The 19,741-nt window shown below is 70.6% G+C and carries 21 protein-coding genes; 10 read left to right on the top strand and 11 right to left on the bottom strand.

Annotated features, from left to right (window positions below):
* Positions 1-5: 5 nt before the first annotated feature.
* The 11 genes from ACWEPL_RS23820 to ACWEPL_RS23770 are packed head-to-tail and all read right to left on the bottom strand — an operon-like array spanning position 6 to position 9,622.
* Positions 6-185 carry a hypothetical protein gene (locus ACWEPL_RS23820; RefSeq protein WP_350726448.1) on the bottom strand — a complete coding sequence of 60 codons (180 nt, stop codon included), beginning with the start codon at positions 183-185 and terminating at the stop codon, positions 6-8.
* 10 nt (positions 186-195) lie between these two features.
* The gene (locus ACWEPL_RS23815; RefSeq protein ID WP_363963924.1) at positions 196-783 is read right to left on the bottom strand and encodes a 4'-phosphopantetheinyl transferase family protein; all 588 of its coding nucleotides are present in this window, start codon (positions 781-783) and stop codon (positions 196-198) included.
* 17 nt (positions 784-800) lie between these two features.
* The gene (locus ACWEPL_RS23810) at positions 801-1,499 is read right to left on the bottom strand and encodes a hypothetical protein (RefSeq protein WP_452437480.1); all 699 of its coding nucleotides are present in this window, start codon (positions 1,497-1,499) and stop codon (positions 801-803) included.
* Positions 1,496-2,863 carry an MCE family protein gene (locus ACWEPL_RS23805; RefSeq protein WP_452437479.1) on the bottom strand — a complete coding sequence of 456 codons (1,368 nt, stop codon included), beginning with the start codon at positions 2,861-2,863 and terminating at the stop codon, positions 1,496-1,498. The genes ACWEPL_RS23810 and ACWEPL_RS23805 overlap by 4 nt, the downstream gene beginning before the upstream one ends.
* On the bottom strand, positions 2,860-3,864 hold the full coding sequence (locus ACWEPL_RS23800; RefSeq protein WP_363963930.1) for an MCE family protein: 1,005 nt from the start codon (positions 3,862-3,864) through the stop codon (positions 2,860-2,862). Before ACWEPL_RS23800 ends, ACWEPL_RS23805 begins: the two co-directional genes overlap by 4 nt.
* Entirely contained in the window at positions 3,861-4,892 is a 1,032-nt protein-coding gene (locus ACWEPL_RS23795; RefSeq protein ID WP_452437478.1) for an MCE family protein, read from the bottom strand. The genes ACWEPL_RS23800 and ACWEPL_RS23795 overlap by 4 nt, the downstream gene beginning before the upstream one ends.
* Positions 4,889-5,914 carry an MlaD family protein gene (locus ACWEPL_RS23790; protein WP_363963934.1) on the bottom strand — a complete coding sequence of 342 codons (1,026 nt, stop codon included), beginning with the start codon at positions 5,912-5,914 and terminating at the stop codon, positions 4,889-4,891. The genes ACWEPL_RS23795 and ACWEPL_RS23790 overlap by 4 nt, the downstream gene beginning before the upstream one ends.
* On the bottom strand, positions 5,914-6,948 hold the full coding sequence (locus ACWEPL_RS23785; protein ID WP_452437477.1) for an MCE family protein: 1,035 nt from the start codon (positions 6,946-6,948) through the stop codon (positions 5,914-5,916). The genes ACWEPL_RS23790 and ACWEPL_RS23785 overlap by 1 nt, the downstream gene beginning before the upstream one ends.
* A 1-nt stretch (position 6,949) precedes the next feature.
* Entirely contained in the window at positions 6,950-7,969 is a 1,020-nt protein-coding gene (locus ACWEPL_RS23780; protein ID WP_452437476.1) for an MCE family protein, read from the bottom strand.
* A 4-nt stretch (positions 7,970-7,973) separates the two neighbouring features.
* A complete protein-coding gene (locus ACWEPL_RS23775) occupies positions 7,974-8,831 on the bottom strand; it encodes an ABC transporter permease (protein WP_313045386.1) in 858 nt (285 codons plus the stop codon).
* Positions 8,831-9,622, bottom strand: coding sequence for an MlaE family ABC transporter permease (locus tag ACWEPL_RS23770; protein ID WP_350726465.1), 792 nt, complete (start codon positions 9,620-9,622; stop codon positions 8,831-8,833). The genes ACWEPL_RS23775 and ACWEPL_RS23770 overlap by 1 nt, the downstream gene beginning before the upstream one ends.
* 256 nt (positions 9,623-9,878) lie before the next feature.
* Between ACWEPL_RS23770 and ACWEPL_RS23765 the strand changes: the two genes are divergently transcribed.
* The 10 genes from ACWEPL_RS23765 to ACWEPL_RS23720 all read left to right on the top strand — a co-directional run bounded on the left by ACWEPL_RS23765 (position 9,879) and on the right by ACWEPL_RS23720 (position 19,726).
* On the top strand, positions 9,879-10,307 hold the full coding sequence (locus ACWEPL_RS23765) for a CBS domain-containing protein (RefSeq protein ID WP_350726467.1): 429 nt from the start codon (positions 9,879-9,881) through the stop codon (positions 10,305-10,307).
* Between the two features lie 93 nt (positions 10,308-10,400).
* The gene (locus ACWEPL_RS23760; RefSeq protein ID WP_452437475.1) at positions 10,401-10,958 is read left to right on the top strand and encodes a hypothetical protein; all 558 of its coding nucleotides are present in this window, start codon (positions 10,401-10,403) and stop codon (positions 10,956-10,958) included.
* A gap of 213 nt (positions 10,959-11,171) precedes the next feature.
* A complete protein-coding gene (locus ACWEPL_RS23755; protein WP_452437474.1) occupies positions 11,172-12,038 on the top strand; it encodes an endo alpha-1,4 polygalactosaminidase in 867 nt (288 codons plus the stop codon).
* Positions 12,028-12,942, top strand: a complete 915-nt coding sequence (locus ACWEPL_RS23750) for a carbohydrate kinase family protein (protein WP_452437473.1) — start codon at positions 12,028-12,030, stop codon at positions 12,940-12,942. Before ACWEPL_RS23755 ends, ACWEPL_RS23750 begins: the two co-directional genes overlap by 11 nt.
* Entirely contained in the window at positions 12,939-14,225 is a 1,287-nt protein-coding gene (gene melA, locus ACWEPL_RS23745; protein WP_350726475.1) for an alpha-glucosidase/alpha-galactosidase, read from the top strand. The genes ACWEPL_RS23750 and melA overlap by 4 nt, the downstream gene beginning before the upstream one ends.
* Positions 14,225-15,520, top strand: coding sequence for an ABC transporter substrate-binding protein (locus ACWEPL_RS23740; RefSeq protein WP_452437472.1), 1,296 nt, complete (start codon positions 14,225-14,227; stop codon positions 15,518-15,520). The genes melA and ACWEPL_RS23740 overlap by 1 nt, the downstream gene beginning before the upstream one ends.
* Before the next feature lie 11 nt (positions 15,521-15,531).
* A complete protein-coding gene (locus ACWEPL_RS23735; protein WP_452437471.1) occupies positions 15,532-16,428 on the top strand; it encodes a carbohydrate ABC transporter permease in 897 nt (298 codons plus the stop codon).
* Positions 16,425-17,237 (top strand): carbohydrate ABC transporter permease, encoded by an 813-nt coding sequence (locus ACWEPL_RS23730; protein WP_350726481.1) that lies wholly within the window; start codon positions 16,425-16,427, stop codon positions 17,235-17,237. The genes ACWEPL_RS23735 and ACWEPL_RS23730 overlap by 4 nt, the downstream gene beginning before the upstream one ends.
* Positions 17,238-17,309: 72 nt before the next feature.
* Positions 17,310-18,083 carry a cyclase family protein gene (locus tag ACWEPL_RS23725; protein ID WP_452437470.1) on the top strand — a complete coding sequence of 258 codons (774 nt, stop codon included), beginning with the start codon at positions 17,310-17,312 and terminating at the stop codon, positions 18,081-18,083.
* Positions 18,080-19,726, top strand: a complete 1,647-nt coding sequence (locus tag ACWEPL_RS23720) for a thiamine pyrophosphate-binding protein (RefSeq protein WP_452437469.1) — start codon at positions 18,080-18,082, stop codon at positions 19,724-19,726. Before ACWEPL_RS23725 ends, ACWEPL_RS23720 begins: the two co-directional genes overlap by 4 nt.
* Positions 19,727-19,741 lie beyond the last annotated feature (15 nt).

Raw genomic sequence — 19,741 nt, 5'->3', positions numbered from 1 at the left:
TCGGGTCAGCTGAAGTAGTGCATGGCGATCGCGACGCCGATCACGTGCATCAGCACGACGATGACGATGAAGGAGATGAACACGAACTTGGCCGGCCCGTGCTCGAACGTCTTCCCCTCTTCGAGGGGCCGCCGCTGGGCCATGCGGTCGGCGATCCGCTCCTCCAGGGATTTCCGGTAGAACATGTGTACAAGTCTATCCGGGGAGGGGCACCCTCCTCGCGGGGGTGTCCGTGACAATGGCCACTCTGATGTCCGGCCCCACGCTCCACTCGAGCAGGTGGCGGCCCTCGAGGTCGTCGCCGCCCGCGCGGAGCCTGTCGAGCGTCAGCTCGCCGCGCTTGATCAGCGCCTCCTTGCGCGTCCAGTGCCGGATCAGCTCGTCGTTGCCGGTGACCATCGCCCGCTCGCGCGGGGTGAGCACCCGGTCGGCGAGCAGCGGGTCCAGCGGCCCCGGCGGCACGTGCTCCGCGTCCACGCCGACCTTGCCGGGACCGGCCGCCGCGCACACGTAGCCGCGCGTGTGGCTGAAGCTGACGCCCAGCTCGGGCGCCTCCTCGATGTACGGCTTCCCGTGCCCGAGGCCGTGCAGGTCGCAGCGCTGCAGCAGGGTCAGCCCCTGCGGCTCGACGTCGAGCACGGCGGCGGCGCACAGCCGTACGAGCAGGTGGGCAGCGACGAAGCTGGCCCGGTCCGCCTCGAACCTGAACCGCCCGGCCCGCTCGGTCTCCACCTCGGTGAGCCAGTCTTCCGGGGCGCGCACCTCGTCGGGGCGGCCACCCATCGCTAAGGAACCGATGGTCAGTCCTTCTTCTTGTCGCCGGTGAGGTTGTACTGGTCCTCCGAGGCCGCGCCGAGAACGGTCACGTCATGGATCTTCCAGGTCCCCTTCTCCTTCACAAGGCTGATCTTAAGGTGCGAGTCCTTGACGGAGCGGATCGCTTCGGAGGTGTTCACCTGCTGGTCCACCACGACGATGGCGTGCGCGGTGGCCTCGTCCACGTCGGCCAGGTAGACCTCGCGCACCGTGGCCTGCGAGGTGGCCTTGAGCTTGACGATGACCTGCGCCATCGCCCCGCCGAACGCCGCGTCGTAGGTGGCCAGGAAGTCGCCCGTGGCCTGCGCGGCGAGGGTGGAGCGGGTGTTCTGGAGGTTCTGGTAGTCGTAGCTGAGCAGCGCCTTGCTGAACGCGCTCGCCGCCCCCGACACCTCCAGGCGCAGCGCGCGCTCGGACTCGAGCCTGGCCCGCGCGTCCTCGGCCTGCGAGGCGGAGATCCACTGCAGCACGGCGGTGGCGGCCAGCGCGGCCACCAGCATCGCCGCCAGCGTCCCGAGCACCCGGGCCCGCGTGACGCGCCCGCCGCCCTTGCCGCCCGCCGTCTCTTCGTCCGGAGCCTCTTCGGTTTCGGTGGACGTCGCCTCCGCCACCGTAGGCTGCTCTTCCTCGGAGGGGGCCTCATCGGTGCGGGCGTCCTCGGAGAGGTCCTGCTTGGTGGTCATTTCGACTCCTCACGGCGGCGGGCGGCCCGGCCCGTCGCGATCCAGCCCACGATGCCACCGCCGGCCACCACGGCGAGGAATATCCCGGCAATCAGCGGGGTGGCGTTCGGCGGGGTGCGGGACGCGGGCCCGGCGGCCGCCGCGCCGCTGGGCGACGGGGTGGCCTCGGGGCGCTGTTTCGGTTTCTCGGTGTTCCTCGCCACCGGACGCGCGGACTCGGCGGGCGAGGCGGGTGAGGCGGTGTCCGCCGGTCCGGCGGCGTCCTGATGGGGATCTGTACGGCGATCTGCGCGGGAGTCGTCGGAGTCCGGGGCAGCGGCGGGGGAGGGGCAGGAGCGCAGGGTGGGCACCGTCGGTGGCCCGACCGCGCCGGCGTACTCCTCGGCCGGGGCCGGCCCGCCCGGCACGCTGAAGATGAACGCCGCCCTCCCGTAGACGGTGTCGCCGTGCCGGTCGCTGATGTCGTCCGCCAGGCTGAGCGCGGTCGGGACGATGCTGAGCAGGTGGTGCACGTTCCGCTCGGTCTCCGCCGAGAACGCCGGTCGATGCGGCTGCCCCAGCGCCGTCAGCAGGCATGAGAACCCCGGCCTGGACTTCTTGACGGCCGCGTCCAGCCGGGCGAACACCCCCGGGCCCCGGTCGAGGAAGGCGTTCAGGTCGGCGCGGGAGGCGCGCAGCGTGCTCGTCACCGTGCTCAGGTCGGTGATCCCGGAGGCCAGCTCGCCCCGCTTGCCGGCCAGCGTGTGGGTGAGCCGGGTGAGCTGCACCGACAGGTCGTCGAGGACGGCGGCGTTGTCGGCCAGCGTGCCGGTCAGGGAGTGGGCGTCGTCGATGATGTTCCTGATCGCCGGGGCCCGCCCGTCCAGCGCGACGGCCAGCTCATGCGTGATCGTCTTCGCGTCCCGGGGCGGCACCGCGTTCAGCAGCTTGCCGACGCCCTCGAACAGCTTCTTGTAGTCGAGCGGCACCGACGTCTTGGCCAGCGGGATCGTGTCCCCGGCCGCGAGCGTGGGGCCCTTCACGCCGGTGGCGGGCGGCGAGAGCTCCACGTACGGCTCCCCGATGGCCGACTTGCGCCGCACCTCGGCCGTGGCGCCCTGCGGCAGCCGGATCCCCCTGTCGATGTCGAGACCGACCACGATCTTGCCCGGCGCCAGCCGCACGTCGCCGATCTTGCCGACCCGCACCCCCAGGTACGCCACGTCGAACCCCCGGATGAGCCCCGGCGACGACACGAACTCGGCCGAGATCCGGTAGGGCCGCTCGATGGCGTCGAGCCGGATGATCGTGCTGAACGCCCAGACGGTCATGACCACGCCCAGGACGGCGAAGAAGCCCAGGTTCAGATAGATCCGGTTTTTCATCGCGGCGGCTCCAGGAGCAGGCGGAAGTCCTCGATCCGGTTCGGCAGCAGCCCCTGCGACGACTTCTTGGGCAGCAGGACGCCCTTCAGCCACAGGTAGATCAGCACCTGCCCGTTGGCCGTGATCGGCGGCGCGTCGATGAACTTCTGCAGCCGCGCCACCAGCGTCTTCAGGTCCTCCTTGCCCCGCTGCATCGCCGACGAGATGGCCTCCAGCTCCAGCAGCAGCGTCCGCAGCCGGGCGGCGTGGCGCGGGTAGACGGTGAGGTTGGCCTCCTTGGCCAGCCGGGTGAGTGCGATGATCGTCTTCTTGACGTGCTTGCGCCCGTGCGCGATCCGCGCGGTGGCCGCGGCCAGCGTGCCCGGCAGCCGGTCCAGCTCGCCGCTGCCCTTGGCGAGGTCGTCGCCCAGTTTGGCCAGGGCGTCGATGCTGGTGCCCAGGTCCTGGCGGGCCGCGGCGTAGGCGTCGGTGACCTCGGCCGTCTGCTTGATCAGCTTGTTGACGTCGTCGCCCTTCCCGGCGAAGGCGGTGGAGGCCGCGTCGAGGATGGCGTTCACGTCCTGCGCGCCGAGCGCCTCGATGAGCGGCCCGGCCTTCGCGGTGACCTGCTCGATGTCCGGCTCGACCGACGTGTCGGCGATGGTGGCGCCGTTGCTCAGGTACGGCCCCGTGGCCAGGTCCTTGCCCGCGGGCGGCGTGAGCAGGACGTAGTTCTCGCCCAGCACCGACGTCTTGGCCACGGTGGCCGTGCTGCCCTCGGGCACCCGGTACCTGGACACGATCGACATCGTCACCTTGGCCCGGTACCCCTCCAGCCGGATGTCGGTGACCGTGCCCACCCGTACGTCGGAGATCTGCACGCTGTGCCCGGCCACCAGGCTCTGCACGTCGTCGAAGACCGCGTGCAGGGTCAGGTCGCCGGTGGTCGCGCCGAGCGTCTGGAGCGAGCACGACGCCGTCACGGCGAGCGCGAGGATCGCGGCGAGCAGGCGGGCCCTCATCGCCGCCTCCCCTGCTGCTCGTAGGGGCAGTTGCTCAGCCCGGCGGGCAGGCACGGCACCCGCCCCAGGTTCAGCGATTGGAACAGCGGTGTCAGCCACGCCTTGGTCATCGCGTTGAGCACGACGCGGATCTTCAGCACGTGCTGCTTCCTGTCCCACGAGTCGATCACCACGTCGGCGAAGTCGGCCGCGCCCTTGATCGCCTGTGCCACGGACGCGCTGTTGGCCCGCATGGTCAGCACCAGCTCGGCCAGCGTCCCGGCGGCCTGGGGGAGCCGCTCGGAGTACTGCTCGATGAGCACGTCGCCGCGCCGCACGAAGTCCGAGATGCCGGTGATGAAGTCGCGCAGCCGCCGCCGCTCCTCCGCCAGGATCGAACTGGCCTCGGCGAACGCGTCGATCGCGCCCGTCACCTGGCTCTCGCGCCGGTTGAGGCCGGTGGCCAGCCGGTTCAGCCCCTTGGCGAGATCGACGAGCTGCTGGTCCTGCTTGGCCAGGGTGCCGGTGAGCCGGGAGGTGTCGTCGATGGCGTTGTTGATGGTCTTGCCGCGCCCCCTGACCCCGTCGGCCAGGTCGCTCGCCACGGAGCCCAGCTTCTTGTCGTCGAGCGCGTCGGTGAGCTTGGTGAACGCGTCGAGCGCGTCGTCGATCTCCACCGGAAGGTCGGTGCGCTCCAGGGGGATGACCGTCCCCGGCGCGACCTTCTGGTCGCCGGGCTTCCACGGGGGGTAGAGGACGACGTTCCGCTCGCCGAGCGTGTTCTGCGGCGCGACCACGGCCTTCACCTTGGCCGGGAGCGGCACCTGCCGGTCCACCAGCAGGTCGACTCTCACCTTGTCCCCATCGATCCGGATCTTCTCGACATATCCGGCGTCCAGCCCCATCACCTTGACCCGCGCCTGCTCGTACAGGGAGGGCGCCTTGCGGAAGATCGCCACCAGCCGGTACGGCTCCGGCCCCAGCACGGTGCACCCCGACGTCAGGAACACCCCGGCCACGGCCAGCAGGACCGCCACGAGTCGTCTCATCTGGCGCTCTTCCTGTCCTTGGAGATGGCGGCGAGCACCTCCGGGTTGATGGGGCCGAGGCCCGTGGCTATGGCCTCGAGCCACGGGCCTTGACCGCCCATCGTGGACAGGCCGGAGAACGTCGGGCCCGCCCATGCCAGGAGCGAATTGAACTGCTTGTTGCTGCCGCTGAGCCGCGTCGTGATGGCCGCGTTGTCGTCCAGCACCTGGACGAGGGTCTTCTCGTGCTCGTTGATCAGCTTGGTCGTGCTGCGCACCAGGTCGCTGCCGTCGCCGAGCAGCGTGCGCAGCTCCTCGCGCCGCCGGCGCAGCTCGGCCAGCATGACGCCGATGGCGTCGATGAGCCGCGAGAGCTGCCTGTCCTTCTTCTCCAGGACGTTCATGATCCGGGTGCCGTTGTCCATGAGCCGCTGGAGCTGCGGCTCGCTCTTGCTGATCGTGTCCGACAGGTCGCCGATGTTGCGCAGCAGCCGGGTGATGCGGCCGCGCTTGCCGAGGTCGACCTTGTCCAGCTCGGTGAGCAGGTCGTCCACGGCGTCGGTGTCCAGGCGCTGGACCAGCCGGGTGGCGTCCTTGATGGCGTCGTTGATCAGGGTGGGCACGCCGGTCCGCGTCACGGGGATGCGCCGCTGACCCTCGGGGAGCTGGTCCATGAACGGGGCCGTGACGGGGCCGGTGAGCTTGACGTACCGGCCGCCGAGCAGGTTCGACAGGGCGATGTCGGCCCGGGTGCCGCGGCCGAGCCGTACGCCGTCGTCCACTTTCCAGGTGACCACGACGTCGCCCTGCGCGTAGTCGGCGCGGACCTCGGTGACCTTGCCGACGCGCACCCCGGCGACCCTGACGTCGTTTCCGGTGCGCAGCCCGCCGGAGTCCACGAACACGCCCGACATGGAGTAGCCGCCCTCCAGCAGCCCCAGGTTGCCGACCAGGAACGTGCCGACGAGGATCGCGGCGAGCGTGGCCAGCGACACGAGGCCGACGACGATCCGGTTGCGGTCGCGGAAGGACTTGAGCGCCATCACTCGCCCACCAGCAGCTTCTGCAGGTCCTTCGTGCTCTGGACCCGGGTGTTGCGCAGCGGCGGCGGCGCCTGCATCCCGTACGGGCAGGGCGCGGCGCTCAGCGCCACGCACGGGACCGCGGTGATGAAGTAACGGCCGCGGTCCACGGTCTGGTACGCGCGGGCGAACAGCGGCTGGAACGTGCTGACCGTCCTGTCGATCTGGTTCACGTGCCGCCTGATGCCGCCGGTCAGCCCCGACAGGTTGTCGACCAGCCGGCCGAGCTCGTCGGCGTTCTTGCCGAGCACCTCGTTGGAGGTGTGCACGGTCGTCGACAGCTCCACCAGCGACTCGTCGATCAGCTCGCGGTTGTCGGCGAACGCCTCCGACAGCGTGACGAGGTTGTCGACGAGCTGCTCGATCTGCTTGTCGCGCCGGGCGACCACGCCGGTGACGGTGGCATAGTCCTTCAGTAACTGCTCGATGGTCTTCCTGCGCTCGGTGACCGTGGTGGTGATGGCGTTGACGTTGTCGAGCAGCCTCGGGATGTTCCGCTCGTTGCCCTTGAGCGACCTGGCGGCGGCGGTGAGGAGCTGGTTGATCTGGTCGGGGTCCAGGCTGCGGGTGAGCGGGCCGAGGTCGCTGACCAGCTGGCCGATGTCCACGACGGAGGACGTACGGGTGATGCGCGCCCCCGGCGTCAGCTTTCCGGGCGCGGTGCCGGGCAGCAGGTAGACCACGCGCTGGCCGACCGCGTTGCGCCAGCGGATGGCGGCCTCGGTGTCGGCGGGCACGGTGATCCCCTGCTGCACCTCCATGGTCACCTCGGCCCGCCCGTCCACCACCTTGATCGTGTCCACCTGGCCCACGGGCGCTCCGGCGATCTTCACCTGGTCGCCCTCGTTCAGCCCCGACACGTCGTCGAACACGGCGACCAGCGGATATCCGGCGTCCGTGCTCACCCGGGCGATCTGCACGCCGATCACCGCGATCAGCGCCACGCACACGCCGACGAAGACCGCGAACCGCGCGAACGTCCAGGCCCGGCGCATGTCAGCGCCTCCCGTCGGTCGGGCCGCAAATGCCGACGATCAGCTCGCAGACGTCGGTCGCCACGAACGCCTCGACCTGGAGCTGGCGGGTGTTGCCCGGCCCGGGCGCCTCGATCAGCTCGTTGAGCAGGTCGACCAGCCTGTTCAGGCCGCGTACGCCGTCGCCGGCCAGGCCGAGCTGGGCGTAGATGAGCGCGGCCACCCGCTCGGTGGAGTGCACGCCAGCCCGCAGGTCCTGACGGTGCTTGGCCAGCCCGTGCGCCGCCAGGCCGGAGACCGAGGTGACCTCGTCCAGCAGCGCGCGCACCTTGTCGGCCCGCGCGAGCAGGTCGGGGGTGATGACGTTGACGTCGGAGGAGATCGAGACCAGGTCGTCGCCCTTGTCCTGCAGGGCCGTGCCCAGCAGGGCGGCGTCGTGCAGGAACTGCCGGGCCCGGCCGCGCTGCCGGTGCGCGACGCCGACGAGCGTGCCGGCGTCGCCGATCAGCTCGCGCAGGTTCTCGCCTTCGCCGTCCAGGCCCTGGGCCAGGGTGTGCACGATGACGGTGACCTCGCGCGGGTCGACGGCGTTCAGGCCGCGGTAGGCGGCGCCGAGCGTGTCGGACAGGTCGAGCGGGCCCTCGGTGTCGGTGATGACGGCTCCGCTGGCCAGGTAGGGGCCGGTGGTCTCGCCGGAGCCGGGCTTGAGGTCGAGGAACTTGGGGCCGAACACCGAGGCCGGCTCGACGGAGGCGACCGTGGACCCCGGCACCTTGACGCCGGGGTCGAGGTGCATGGTCACCACGGCCCGGCCCTTGGCGTCCAGCGACACGCTCGTCACCTTGCCGACCGTGATGCCGCGGATCTTGACGGGGGAGCCGGCGTCCATGCCCTGCCCGGCCCTGGCGAACACGGCGTCGATCCTGGTCCCGCTCAGCTCGGTGGCGGTGCGGACGACGTACAGGGTGGCCGCGGCGAGCACGACGAGCACGGCGAACGCGATGCCCACCCGGGCGGCGAGGGAGAGTTGGAATCGGCCCACCGGCTCACCCCGTCAGCGGTATGTTGCCGCCGCTGCCCCAGAACAGGTACGACAGCAGCAGATTGAGCAGCACGATCGTGACGATCGACTGGCGGATGGCGCGGCCCGCCGCCACGCCCACGCCCACCGGGCCGCCGGTGGCGTGGAAGCCGTGGTAGCAGTGGATCACGATGACCGCGAAGGCGAACACGCCGACCTTGGTGACGCTGAACGCGATGTCCCGGACCGGCAGATACAGATAGAAGTAGTAGTCGTAGACCCCCGGCGCCAGGCCGAACAGCACCGTGCACATCAGCCGGGTGGCGAAGAAGCTGGCGAAGAGCGCGATCAGGTAGATCGGCACCAGCGCCAGCAGCGCCGCCACGACCCTGGTGCAGATCAAATAGGTGAAGGCGTTGATGCCCATGACCTCCAGCGCGTCGATCTCCTCCGAGATCCGCATCGCGCCCAGCTCCGCCGTGAACGACGAGCCCACCTGCGCCGCCAGCGCCGTCGCGGCGATGATCGGGGTGATCTCGCGGACGTTCGCGAAGCTGCCCACCAGGCCCATGAACGACTCCGCGCCGATCGCCTGCAGCCCCTGGTAGCCCTGCAGGCCCACGGTCGCGCCCACGACGAACGCCATCGTGAACACCACGAAGATCATGCCGCCGCCGATGACGGTCGCCCCGACGCCCACCACGACGTCGCTGACCTGCCTGATGACGACCTTGAAGAACTTGAGCCGCAGGACGACGTCGCGTACGGAGTAGAACAGCACCTTCCACACGAACAGCGGCCAGTCGGCCAGCGTCGCGAACCGTTCGGCGACGTCCCGCCCCCGCAGCGCGAGCCGCAGGCCGGCCGTGCGCGTCACCATCATCACAGCGACCTCGGCGGGTAGGCCAGGAAGTAGACGGCCGAGATCACGTAGTTGAACGCGAACACCAGCATGAACGTCACCACGGTCGCCTGGTTGACCGCCCGCCCCACGCCGACGGGGCTGGAGGCGCACGTCATGCCCTTGTAGCAGGCGACCGCCGCCGCGATGAACCCGAAGATCCACGCCTTGAACAGCGTCACGTACAGGTCGGAGGCGACGACCAGGGAGAACGCGCCGTCGAAGTACGCGCCCGGGGTGACGCCCTGCACGACGACGTTGAAGAAGTAGCCGCCGCTCGCGCCGGCCAGGATGACCAGCGGGCACAGGCAGACCGCGACCGTGCTGGCCGCCCACATGCGCGGCGTGACCAGGCGGTGGATCGGGTTGACCGACATGACCTCCATTGCGCTCAGCTCGTCGCGGATGTGGCGCGCGCCGATGTCGGAGGTCATCGCGCTGCCGCCGGCCCCGGCGATCAGCAGCGCGCTGGCCAGCGGCGCCACCTCGCGGATGAGCCCGACGAAGACCGCGCTGCCGGTCGCGGAGCTGGCGCCGAGCTGCCTGGCCAGCTCGCCCACCTGGAGCGCCACGGTGGCGCCCAGCGGCAGAGCGACCAGCAGGACCGGGACGCTGGTGACCCGGGCCAGGAACCAGCACTGCTCGACGAACTCCCACCACCAGCGCCTGATGTCCCAGGTCCTGCGCAGCCCCTCCAGGACGATGACGAACAGCTCACCGATCTGGCCGAGCGTCGAGCCGGCCCGGCGTCCGATGTACCCGGACAGGGTCATCGGCGACCTCGGGTTACCGCCATGACCACCTCCGCCGCCTACGGATGAGATGAGTGGCAACCCTACTGACGGGTTGTCTAGTAGTCGATGCTTTCGTGGGAATTTGCGCGAAAGGTATGAGACGCAGGTCACATGTTGTCAGCCAGGCACGAAAAGTGACCGCCCCGTTACAACCCGGCTCCCCTTGACGTCATCCCCTGGGGTTGTTTGCCTGTACGCAAGGCCTGGAAGACTGAGGTGCAAGAGGTGGTGCAACATGCTCATCGGGACGATTCTTCGCGCCAAGGGAAGTGATGTGGCGACCGTGTCGCCCGGGGCGACAGTGCGCGAGCTGCTGGCCACGCTCGCCGAGCGCAACATCGGTGCCGCGGTGGTCTCCACCGACGGCCTCACCATCGAGGGCATCGCGTCCGAACGCGACGTCGTGCGCCGCCTGCACGACCGCGGCCCGGCGATCCTCGACGGCCCGGTATCCGCGATCATGACCACTCAGGTGCGCACGGTGGGGCCCGGCGAGAACGTCGACTCGCTGCGGCAGATCATGACCACGCAGCGGTTCCGGCACATGCCGGTGGTCGAGAACGGCCGGCTCGTGGGCATCGTGAGCATCGGCGACGTGGTCAAGAGCGCGATCGAGGAGCTGGAGACGGAGAAGGCGTCGCTCGTCGACTATCTCCACCGTTGATAGGGATGGCACCCTTGGTCCGTGATGTACGGGCCTCCTGAATATCCGCCTGAGTATCCGCGGGCGACAAGCAGTCCGACGATCATCGTGCTCGTGGCCGGACTCGCCGCTCTGCTCGGGTTCCTGCTGGGGGTCTTCGTGGGGTTCGGCGCGTCCGAGTCGTCCGAGGAGCCCGCCTCCCGGGTCACGGTCACGGTCGAGGGCACGCAGCCGCCGGAGCCCGAGGCCACCGGCCCCGGCCCGTCGTCGCCGGTCCAGTCCACGCAGCCAACGCAGCCAACACAGCCCACGCCGCCGCAGGGAACGCAGCCACCGGCCACCCAGCCGGGCGCCACCCCGCCCGGGCCCGGTCAGACGGCGCCCAGCCAGAACCCGCCGGGTCAGACCGGCCCGCCGAGCGGGGGGGCCGGCAGTCCCGCGTTCAACAACGTGTCCATGCGGACGCTCGTCGTGGGCACGGACATCCAGCCGGGCACCTACCGTACGGCGGGCCCGACCGCGGGGATCCCCATGTGCTACTGGGCCAGGCTGCGGAGCACCACGGGGGGCGAGATCGCGAGCGGCATGCCGACAGGTTCGGTCAGCGTCACCATCCTGGCCACGGACAAGGCGTTCAGGACCGCCGGATGCGCGGAGTGGATCAGAGCATGATGCTTTTGTGCGTCAAACTCTGGACAAAAGAGCAGGAATGCGCAATTCTGTGCGGCAAGCAAGAAGGGAGGCACGCCTGGAGCGTGCTGGCGTGACGTCCTACGGTTATGGGCCACGCCACTCCGGTGTCCCTGGCCAGGACGCGACTCGGAGAGTGCGGAACAGCGCGCAGCGCCATTGATCCGCACCCGTTCCGTACGCGAGGAGTGCCTGTTGCGCCGTCTCCCTGCTCTGATCTCTGCGGCCGCCCTGGCCGCCGCCGCTCTTGTCACCGCACCCGCCGCCGCCGCGACCACCGAGGCCAGGGCGTTGCCCGCCCCCGTCGCCTGCAACGGCTGCTGGAAGCCCGCGCTGAACACGTCCTGGCAGTGGCAGCTCTCGTCCCTGCCGACCAAGCCGTACCCGAACGTGCAGATGTTCGACATCGACGGCTTCGCCGCCAAGGACGGCGCGATCGTCAAGTCGCTCAAGGCGGACAAGCCGGGTCGCGGCGTCGTCTGCTACGTCAGCGCGGGCACGTTCGAGGACTGGCGCCCGGACGCGAGCCAGTTCCTTGCCGAGGTGCTCGGCAAGCCGCTGGAGGACTGGCCGGGTGAGCGCTGGCTCGACATCCGCACATACACCGGCAAGCTCGGCCAGATCATGAAGGCCCGGCTCGACATGTGCAAGGCCGCCGGGTTCGACGCCGTGGAGCCCGACAACGTCGACGGCTACAGCAACGCCAGCGGCTTCCCGCTCAAGGCCGCCGACCAGCTCGCCTACAACACCTGGTTCGCCAACGAGGCCCACAAGAGGGGCCTGTCGGTCGCGCTCAAGAACGACATCGAGCAGATCCCGGCGCTGCTGCCGTACTTCGACTTCGCGGTGAACGAGGAGTGCTGGGAGCACACCGAGTGCACCACCGCGCAGAACGACGACTACGGATACGACCAGTTCGTCAAGGCGGGCAAGGCCGTGTTCAACGTCGAGTACAACCTGGCCACCTCGGCCTTCTGCGCCAAGTCCAACGCTCAGAACTTCAACTCGCTGAAGAAGAAGTACGAGCTCGACGCGTACCGCGTGCCCTGCCGTGGCGCGTGACTTCGACCTGCTGGTCGTCGGTGACGCCAACCCCGACGTGGTGCTCTCCGGAGCGCCGCGCGGGTTGGCGTACGGCCAGCGTGAACAGCTCGTCTCCGGCGGCGACCTGGTGCTCGGCGGGTCCGGCGCGATCACCGCGTGCGGGGCGGCCCGGCTGGGCCTGCGGACCGCGTTCGCGGGGCGCGTGGGCGACGACGCGGCCGGGCGCTTCGTGCTGGACGCCCTGGCCGACCGGGGCGTGGACGTCTCCCGCTGCGTGGTCGACTCCCGGCCCACGGCCATGACCGTGGTGCTGGCCGACGGTTCGGACCGGGCCATCCTCACCTCGCCCGGCTGCCTGCCGTACCTGACCGTGGAGGACCTGCCGCGCGATGTGGCCCGCCACGTCCACGTGTCGTCATATTTCCTGCAACCGGGGCTCGCGCCCGGACTGCCGGGCTTCCTGGCGGAGGAGCGGCGCGCGGGCGCGACCACCTCGCTGGACACCAACGACGACCCCGCCGGGGAGTGGGAAGGGCTCGGGGAGGTGCTGGCCGAGGTGGACGTGTTCCTCCCGAACGCCGCCGAGGCCCGGGCCGTGGCCGCCCGGCTCTTCGACACCGGTCCCGAATGCCTCGAGGCCGCGGCGGCCCGGATCGGCGGGCTCGGCCCCACCGTGGTCGTCAAGGACGGCGGCGACGGCGCGCTGGCGTGGCAGGCGGGCGAGCTGACCCGGGCCCCCGCCGTCCCCGTCGAGCCGGTGGACACCGTCGGCGCCGGCGACAGCTTCAACGCCGGCCTCCTCGCCGCGCGGCTGCGCGGGATGAGCCTGCGCGAATGCCTGCGCGTGGCCGTGACCTGCGGATCCCTTTCGACCCAGGCCGCCGGCGGCACCGCCGCCCAGCCCACCTGGAAGGACCTATGAAGATCGTCTTTCTCGGCGCCGGGAGCGTCGAGTTCACTCAAGGGCTGCTGGCGGACCTGGTCGCCTTCCCCGATCTGGGGGAGTTCGAGGTGGCGCTGCACGACATCCACCCCGAGCGGCTGGACACCGCCGAGGCCGCCGCCCGCGTCATCGCGGCCGGGCGGCCCGTCAAGATCTCCGCCCACCTCGACCTGCGCCAGGCTCTCGAAGGCGCCGACTTCGCGATCAACATGATCCAGGTCGGCATGATCGACGCGACCCGCGTCGACTTCGAGGTGCCCGCCCGGTACGGGCTGCGCCAGACGATCGCCGACACCATCGGCGTGGGCGGCATCTTCCGCGCCCTGCGCACCTTCCCGGCGCTCGACCGGATCGGGCGGGCCATGGCCGAGGTGTGCCCGGACGCGTGGCTGCTCAACTACACCAACCCGATGGCCATGAACGTCTGGTACCTGGCCGCCGCCACCCCCGTGCGCAACGTCGTCGGGCTCTGCCACTCCATCTACTGGACCGCCCACGACCTGGCCGAACTGGTCGGGGTGCCGCTGGAGGAGGTGTCGTACCTCGCGGCGGGCGTCAACCACCAGTCGTGGATGCTGCGCTTCGAGTCCGGCGGACAGGACCTCTACCCGCGCCTGGACGAGGCCATCGAGCGCGACCCCGGCCTACTGCGCCGGGTGCGCGTGGACATGTACCGCAGGCTCGGCTACTACCCGACCGAGACGAGCGAGCACTCGGCCGAGTACGTGCCCTGGTACCTGCACGACGAGAGCGAGATCGAGCGCCTGCGGATCCCCGTGGGCGCGTACATCGGCATCAGCGAGGAGAACGTGCGCCAGTACGAGGCCACCCGCGACGCGCTGCGCGCGGGACGGCCGATCACCGTGGAGGGGACCATGGAATACGCCCCGCAGATCATCCACAGCGTCACCACCGGCACCAGCCGGGTCGTCTACGGGAACGTCCAGAACAGGGGCCTGGTCGCAAACCTGCCGGACGGCTGCGTGGTGGAGGTGCCGTGCGTGGCCGACGCGCTCGGCGTCCGCCCGATGGCCGTCGGCGACCTGCCCGCGCAGTGCGTGGCGCTCAACCGCGCCTATGTCAACGTCAACGAGCTGACCGTGCGCGCCGTCACCGAGGGGCGGCCCGAGCACGTCCGGCACGCCATGATGGCCGACCCGAACACCGCCGCCACCCTCACCGTCGAGCAGATCGACGAGCTGTGCGGCGCGCTGATCGAGGCCCACGGCGAGCTGATGCCCGAGTCCCTCAGGAGCCGGTGATGAAGAGCCCCGTCATGAAGAGCCCTGTCATGAAAAGCACGGCGGTGCTTGTCCTGGTCGCCGCGCTGGTGACGGCCTGCGGCTCCTCCTCCGAGGACGCTTCGGGCCCGGTCGAGATCACCTGGTGGCACGGCCAGACGGAGCTGCAGGCCAAGGTCATCGAGGAGCTGGCCGCCGAGTACTCCAAGGCCCACCCGGACGTGAAGATCACGCCCGCCGTCGGGTCCACGAACGTGGACGACATGCTGCAGAAGGTCCAGGCGGTGCTGGCCGGCGGCAAGGCGCCCGACATCGCGTACATGTACGGCACGTGGATGCCGAACCTGGCGCGTAACCCCAAGGTGTACGACCTGGCCGCCACCGTGAAGGCCCCCGGGTTCGGGTGGGACGACTTCTGGCCGTCGGAGCGGGCCGTGTCGGAGGTGAACGGCAAGGTCGTCGGCGTCCCCGCCCTGGTCGACAACCTGGCCGTCATCTACAACAAGAAGCTGTTCGACGCGGCGGGGCTGCCGTACCCGTCCAAGGACTGGACCTGGGACGACTTCCGGGCCACGGCGAAGAAGCTGACCGGCGGCGGCGTGTACGGCACCGCGTACCCCGTGACCGGTCTCGAGGACACCGTGTGGCGGTTCTGGCCGATGATCTGGCAGCAGGGCGGCTCGATCCTGACGCCGGACGGGAAGAAGTCGGCGTTCAACACGCCGCAGGCGACGCAGGCGCTCGACCTGTGGAGTGCCATGGCCCAGCAGGATAAGTCCGTATATCTCGATCAAAATGGTGAGAAGTTCGTGCCGCTGTTCCAGAGCGGCAAGATCGGGATGATCGCGGCGGCGCCGTACGCGCTGCTGGACATCATCGATCACAAGATCTCCTACGGCGTGCAGGTGCTGCCCGGCTACAACGGCAACCACGAGACGGTCGCCGGGCCGGACAACTGGGTCGTGTTCGACAACGGCTCGCGCCGGGCCAAGGCCGCCGCCGAGTTCCTGACCTGGCTGACCCGGCCGGAGCAGGACGCCCGGTGGTCGCTCGGCCTGGGCAACCTGCCGCTGCGCAAGGCCACGACCGCGCTGCCGGCGTACCAGAAGTTCGTCAAGGACTTCCCCGGCATCGACGTCTTCACCGCGAACCTCGAGAACGCCAAGCAGGCCAGGCCGCCCCTGCCGGCGTACCCGGAGTTCTCCGAGAAGGTCGGCAACGCGATCGCCCAGTCGCTGGTCGGCGGCACGCCCGCGCAGCAGGCCCTCACCAAGGCCGCGACCGACGCCGACGCGGTGCTGGGGCGCTCGCGATGACAGCCCCGACGATGAGCAGGACGGCGCGGGTGAGCGCGCCGTCCGCGCGGCGGAGCCGGTTGGTCCCCCAGCTGACCGGGTGGGGTTTCGTGTTCCCCGCGACGCTCGTGATCGTCGGGCTCAGCCTGTTCCCCGCGGTGTGGGCGCTGCTGCTCTCGCTGCGGGACGGCGACCTGCTCACCGGCGGCAACTTCGTCGGGCTGGCGAACTACGGCGACATGCTCGGCGACGCCGAGCTGGCCGCGTCGGCCGGGCACACGCTGCTCTACACCGTGCTCTTCGTGCCCGGCTCGGTGGTGCTCGGGCTGGCGCTGGCGCTGGCGCTCAACCTCAGGATCCGGCTCATCGGGTTCTACCGTACGTGCTTCTTCGTCCCGTACGTCGTCTCCGCCGCAGCCACGGGCATCCTGTCGAACTTCGTCTTCGACCCCGACTTCGGCATCGTCAACGCCGGGCTGAAGGCGCTCGGCCTGCCCGCGATGGGGTTCCTGCAGGACCCCGACCAGGCGATGCTCACCCTGGTCGCGATCTCGCTCTGGGGCGGCGTGGGCATGCCCGCCGTGGTCTACCTGGCCGCCCTGCAGGACATCCCGCGCGAGCTGATCGAGGCGGCCCGGGCGGACGGCGGCGCCGGTCGGCACGTCCTGCGCCACGTCGTGCTGCCGCAGCTGCGGCCGGCCACGGTCTTCCTGCTGATCTGGCAGACGATCACCGCGCTGCAGCTGTTCGACCTCGTCTACACCACCACCAAGGGCCAGCCGCTCGACTCCACGACGACCATCGTGTTCTACCTCTACCGGCAGGCGTTCCAGCTCTTCCACTCCGGCTACGGCACGGCCATCGCCTACGTCCTGTTCATCGTGACGCTCGCCGTGTCGGGCGCGGTCCTGTGGAGGGGTGCGAAGTGACGCGCCGCAGCCTCGCCCATCTCTTCCTGATGCCGCTCGCGCTGCTGTTCGTGGCGCCGCTGGTGTGGATGGCGCTGACCGCGTTCATGCCGGACGCCGACATCAACACCTACCCGCCCAAGCTCTGGCCCGAGCACTTCACGCTGGACGGGTTCAGGCGCATCTTCACCGAGGACGAGTACCCGCTCTGGCTGGCCAACACGGTGATCGTGGCCGGGTCGGCGGTGCTCGGGCACGTGGTGCTCTGCTCCCTGGCCGGGTACGGCTTCGCCCGGATCAAGTTCCGCGGCCGCGGGGTCGCCTTCGCGGCGGTCATGGCCACCATCATGGTGCCGACCCAGGTGCTGATGATCCCGACGTTCCTGCTGTTCAAGAACATGGGCCTGATCGACACGCTGGGGGCGGCCATCGTGCCGTGGCTGGCGTCGGCGTTCGGGGTGTTCCTCATGCGGCAGTTCTTCCTGTCGCTGCCCAAGGAGCTGGAGGAGGCCGCCATCATCGACGGCTGCTCCCCCCTGGGCGTGTTCTTCCGCGTGGTGCTGCCGCTGGCCCGGCCCGCGCTGGCCACGCTGGTGGTGTTCACGCTGCTCGGCGCCTGGAACGACCTGATCTGGCCGCTCATCGCGATCTCGTCGGAGTCGGGCTACACGCTGCAACTCGGGCTGGCCACCTTCGCCGGCGCCCGGCACACCGAGTGGTCGGCGCTGATGGCCGGCAACGTGATCGCGGTGCTGCCGCTCGTGCTCGCGTTCATCCTGGCGCAGCGGCACTTCGTGGCCACGATGAGCTTCAGCGGACTCAAGGGCTGAGGTTGTTGGCAGTGGTGGGGTGTGCGTAGGAGGATGCGCACAGCCCACCCCACAGCCCATCGGGAGGATGACATGTCGGTCTTGCAGAGCTTCGTTGACAGCGTGCGCAGCGGGGCGATCGAGGTGATCGACCTCACGGCGCCCCTCTCGTCCGAGACGCCGATCCTCCAGTTGCCCGAGCCGTTCGGCAACACGATCCCGTTCCGCCTGGAGGAGATCAGCCGCTACGACGACCGCGGCCCCGCCTGGTACTGGAACGACATCCACACCGGCGAGCACACCGGCACCCACTTCGACGCCCCCGTCCACTGGGTCACCGCCCGCGACGGCCAGGACGTCTCCCAGGTGCCCGTGCGCAGCCTCATCGCGCCCGCCGTCGTGCTCGACTTCGCCGCCGAGGCGTCCAAGGACGCCGACTTCCTCCTCCAGATCGACCACGTCAAGGAGTGGGAACGCGCCAACGGCCCGCTGCCCGACGGCGGCTGGCTGCTCTACCGCACCGGCTGGGACACCCGCTCCGCCGACCAGGCGGCCTTCCTGAACGCCGACGCCTCCGGCCCCCACACGCCCGGCATCTCGGTGGAGTGCGCCAAGTGGCTGGCCTCCGAGAGCCCGATCGCCGGGATCGGCGTCGAGACCGTCGGCACCGACGCGGGCGCCGCCCACTCCTTCGACCCGGCCTTCCCGTGCCACTCCTTCCTGCTGGGGGCGGGCAAGTACGGCCTGACCCAGCTGCGCAACCTCGACCGGCTGCCCGCGACCGGCGCCGTCGTGGTCGCGCCGCCGCTGCCCATCGTGGGCGGCTCCGGCAGCCCCGTGCGCGTGCTGGCCCTGGTGGAACGTTGATCGTCGCGGAGGCCGTGGGGCGGGCCCTGGCCGCCTGCGGCGTCGGGACCGCCTTCGGGGTGGTCGGCAGCGGCAACTTCCACGTGACCAACGCCCTGGTGGCGGGCGGCGTGCGCTTCGTCGCCGCCCGCCACGAGGGCGGGGCCGCCACCATGGCCGACGCGTACGCGCGGATGAGCGGGCGGGTCGGCGTCGTGTCGGTGCACCAGGGGCCGGGGCTCACCAACGCCCTGACCGGCCTGACCGAGGCGGCCAAGAGCCGTACGCCGCTCATCGTGCTGGCGGGGGAGGCCACGGAGGTCCAGTCCAACTTCCACATCGACCAGGCCGCGCTCGCGACGGCGGTGGGGGCGGTGGCGATGCGCGTCACCTCGGCGGAGGAGGCCGTGTCGCGGGTGGCCGAGGCGTATCGGGTGGCGGTGGAGGAGCGGCGCACGGTCCTGCTGAACCTGCCGCTCGACGTCCAGGCCGCCCCCTTCGAGGGGCCTGCCGACGTGATGCCGCCCGCGATCGCTTCGGCGGTTCCTACGGCGGTTCCTACGGTGGGTCCTTCGGTGGCGGAGGTGGGGGAGCTGGCGCGGTTGCTCGGCGCGGCCGAGCGGCCGGTGTTCATCGCGGGGCGCGGTGCCCGGCACGCGCGGCGGGAGCTGGAGGAGCTGGCCGACCTCGCGGGCGCCCTGCTGGCCACCTCGGCCGTCGCGAAGGGGCTGTTCCGCGGCAGCCCGTGGGACCTCGACGTGAGCGGCGGCTTCGCGACGCCGCTGGCCGCCGAGCTGATCCGCGGCGCCGACCTGGTCGTCGCGTGGGGATGCGCGCTGAACATGTGGACCACCCGCCACGGCACGCTCGTCTCGCCGGGCGCGAAGGTCGTGAAGGTCGATCTCGACCCGGCGGCGTTCAAGACGCATGTGCCCGCCGACCTGGGCGTGGCGGGTGACGTGGCGCGGGTAGCGGAGGCGCTGGCCGCCCAGGTCGCGCCCCGCCCGGGCTACCGGTCGCCGGAGCTCGCCGCCCGCGTGCGGGCCGAGGGGCGCTGGCGGGACGTGCCGTACGAGGACGAGAGCGGCGGCGGCCGGATCGACCCCCGGACGCTCAGCATCGGGCTGGACGACCTCCTGCCGCGGGAGCGGATCGTTGCCATCGATTCCGGAAATTTCATGGGATATCCGTCGATGTTCGTGGATGTCCCGGATGAGGGTGGGTTCTGCTTCACGCAGGCGTTCCAGTCGATCGGGCTGGGCCTGGCGACGGCGATCGGCGCGGCGATCGCCCGCCCGGACCGGCTGCCGGTGGCCGCGCTCGGCGACGGTGGCGCCCTCATGGGCATCGCGGAGCTGGAGACCGTCGTCCGGCTCGGCCTGCCCATGGTGATCGTGGTGTACGACGACGAGGCGTACGGGGCCGAGGTCCACCACTTCGGGCCGCACGGACACCCGCTCGGGACGGTCACGTTCCCACCGGCCGACCTCGCCGCCATCGCCCGGGGTCACGGCTGCGCCGCCGTGACGGTCGGCGGGCCCGGCGACCTGGCGGGCGTGGCCGAATGGGTGGACGGGCCCCGCGACCGGCCGCTCCTGGTGCACGCCAAGGTCACGGCGGAGCACGGGTCCTGGTGGCTGGAGGAGGCCTTCAAGGGCCACTGAGCTCAGAGCTCGCGG

This window comes from Nonomuraea sp. NPDC004186 (genome assembly GCF_053603495.1).
This window is presented reverse-complemented; position numbering and strand designations above follow the sequence as displayed.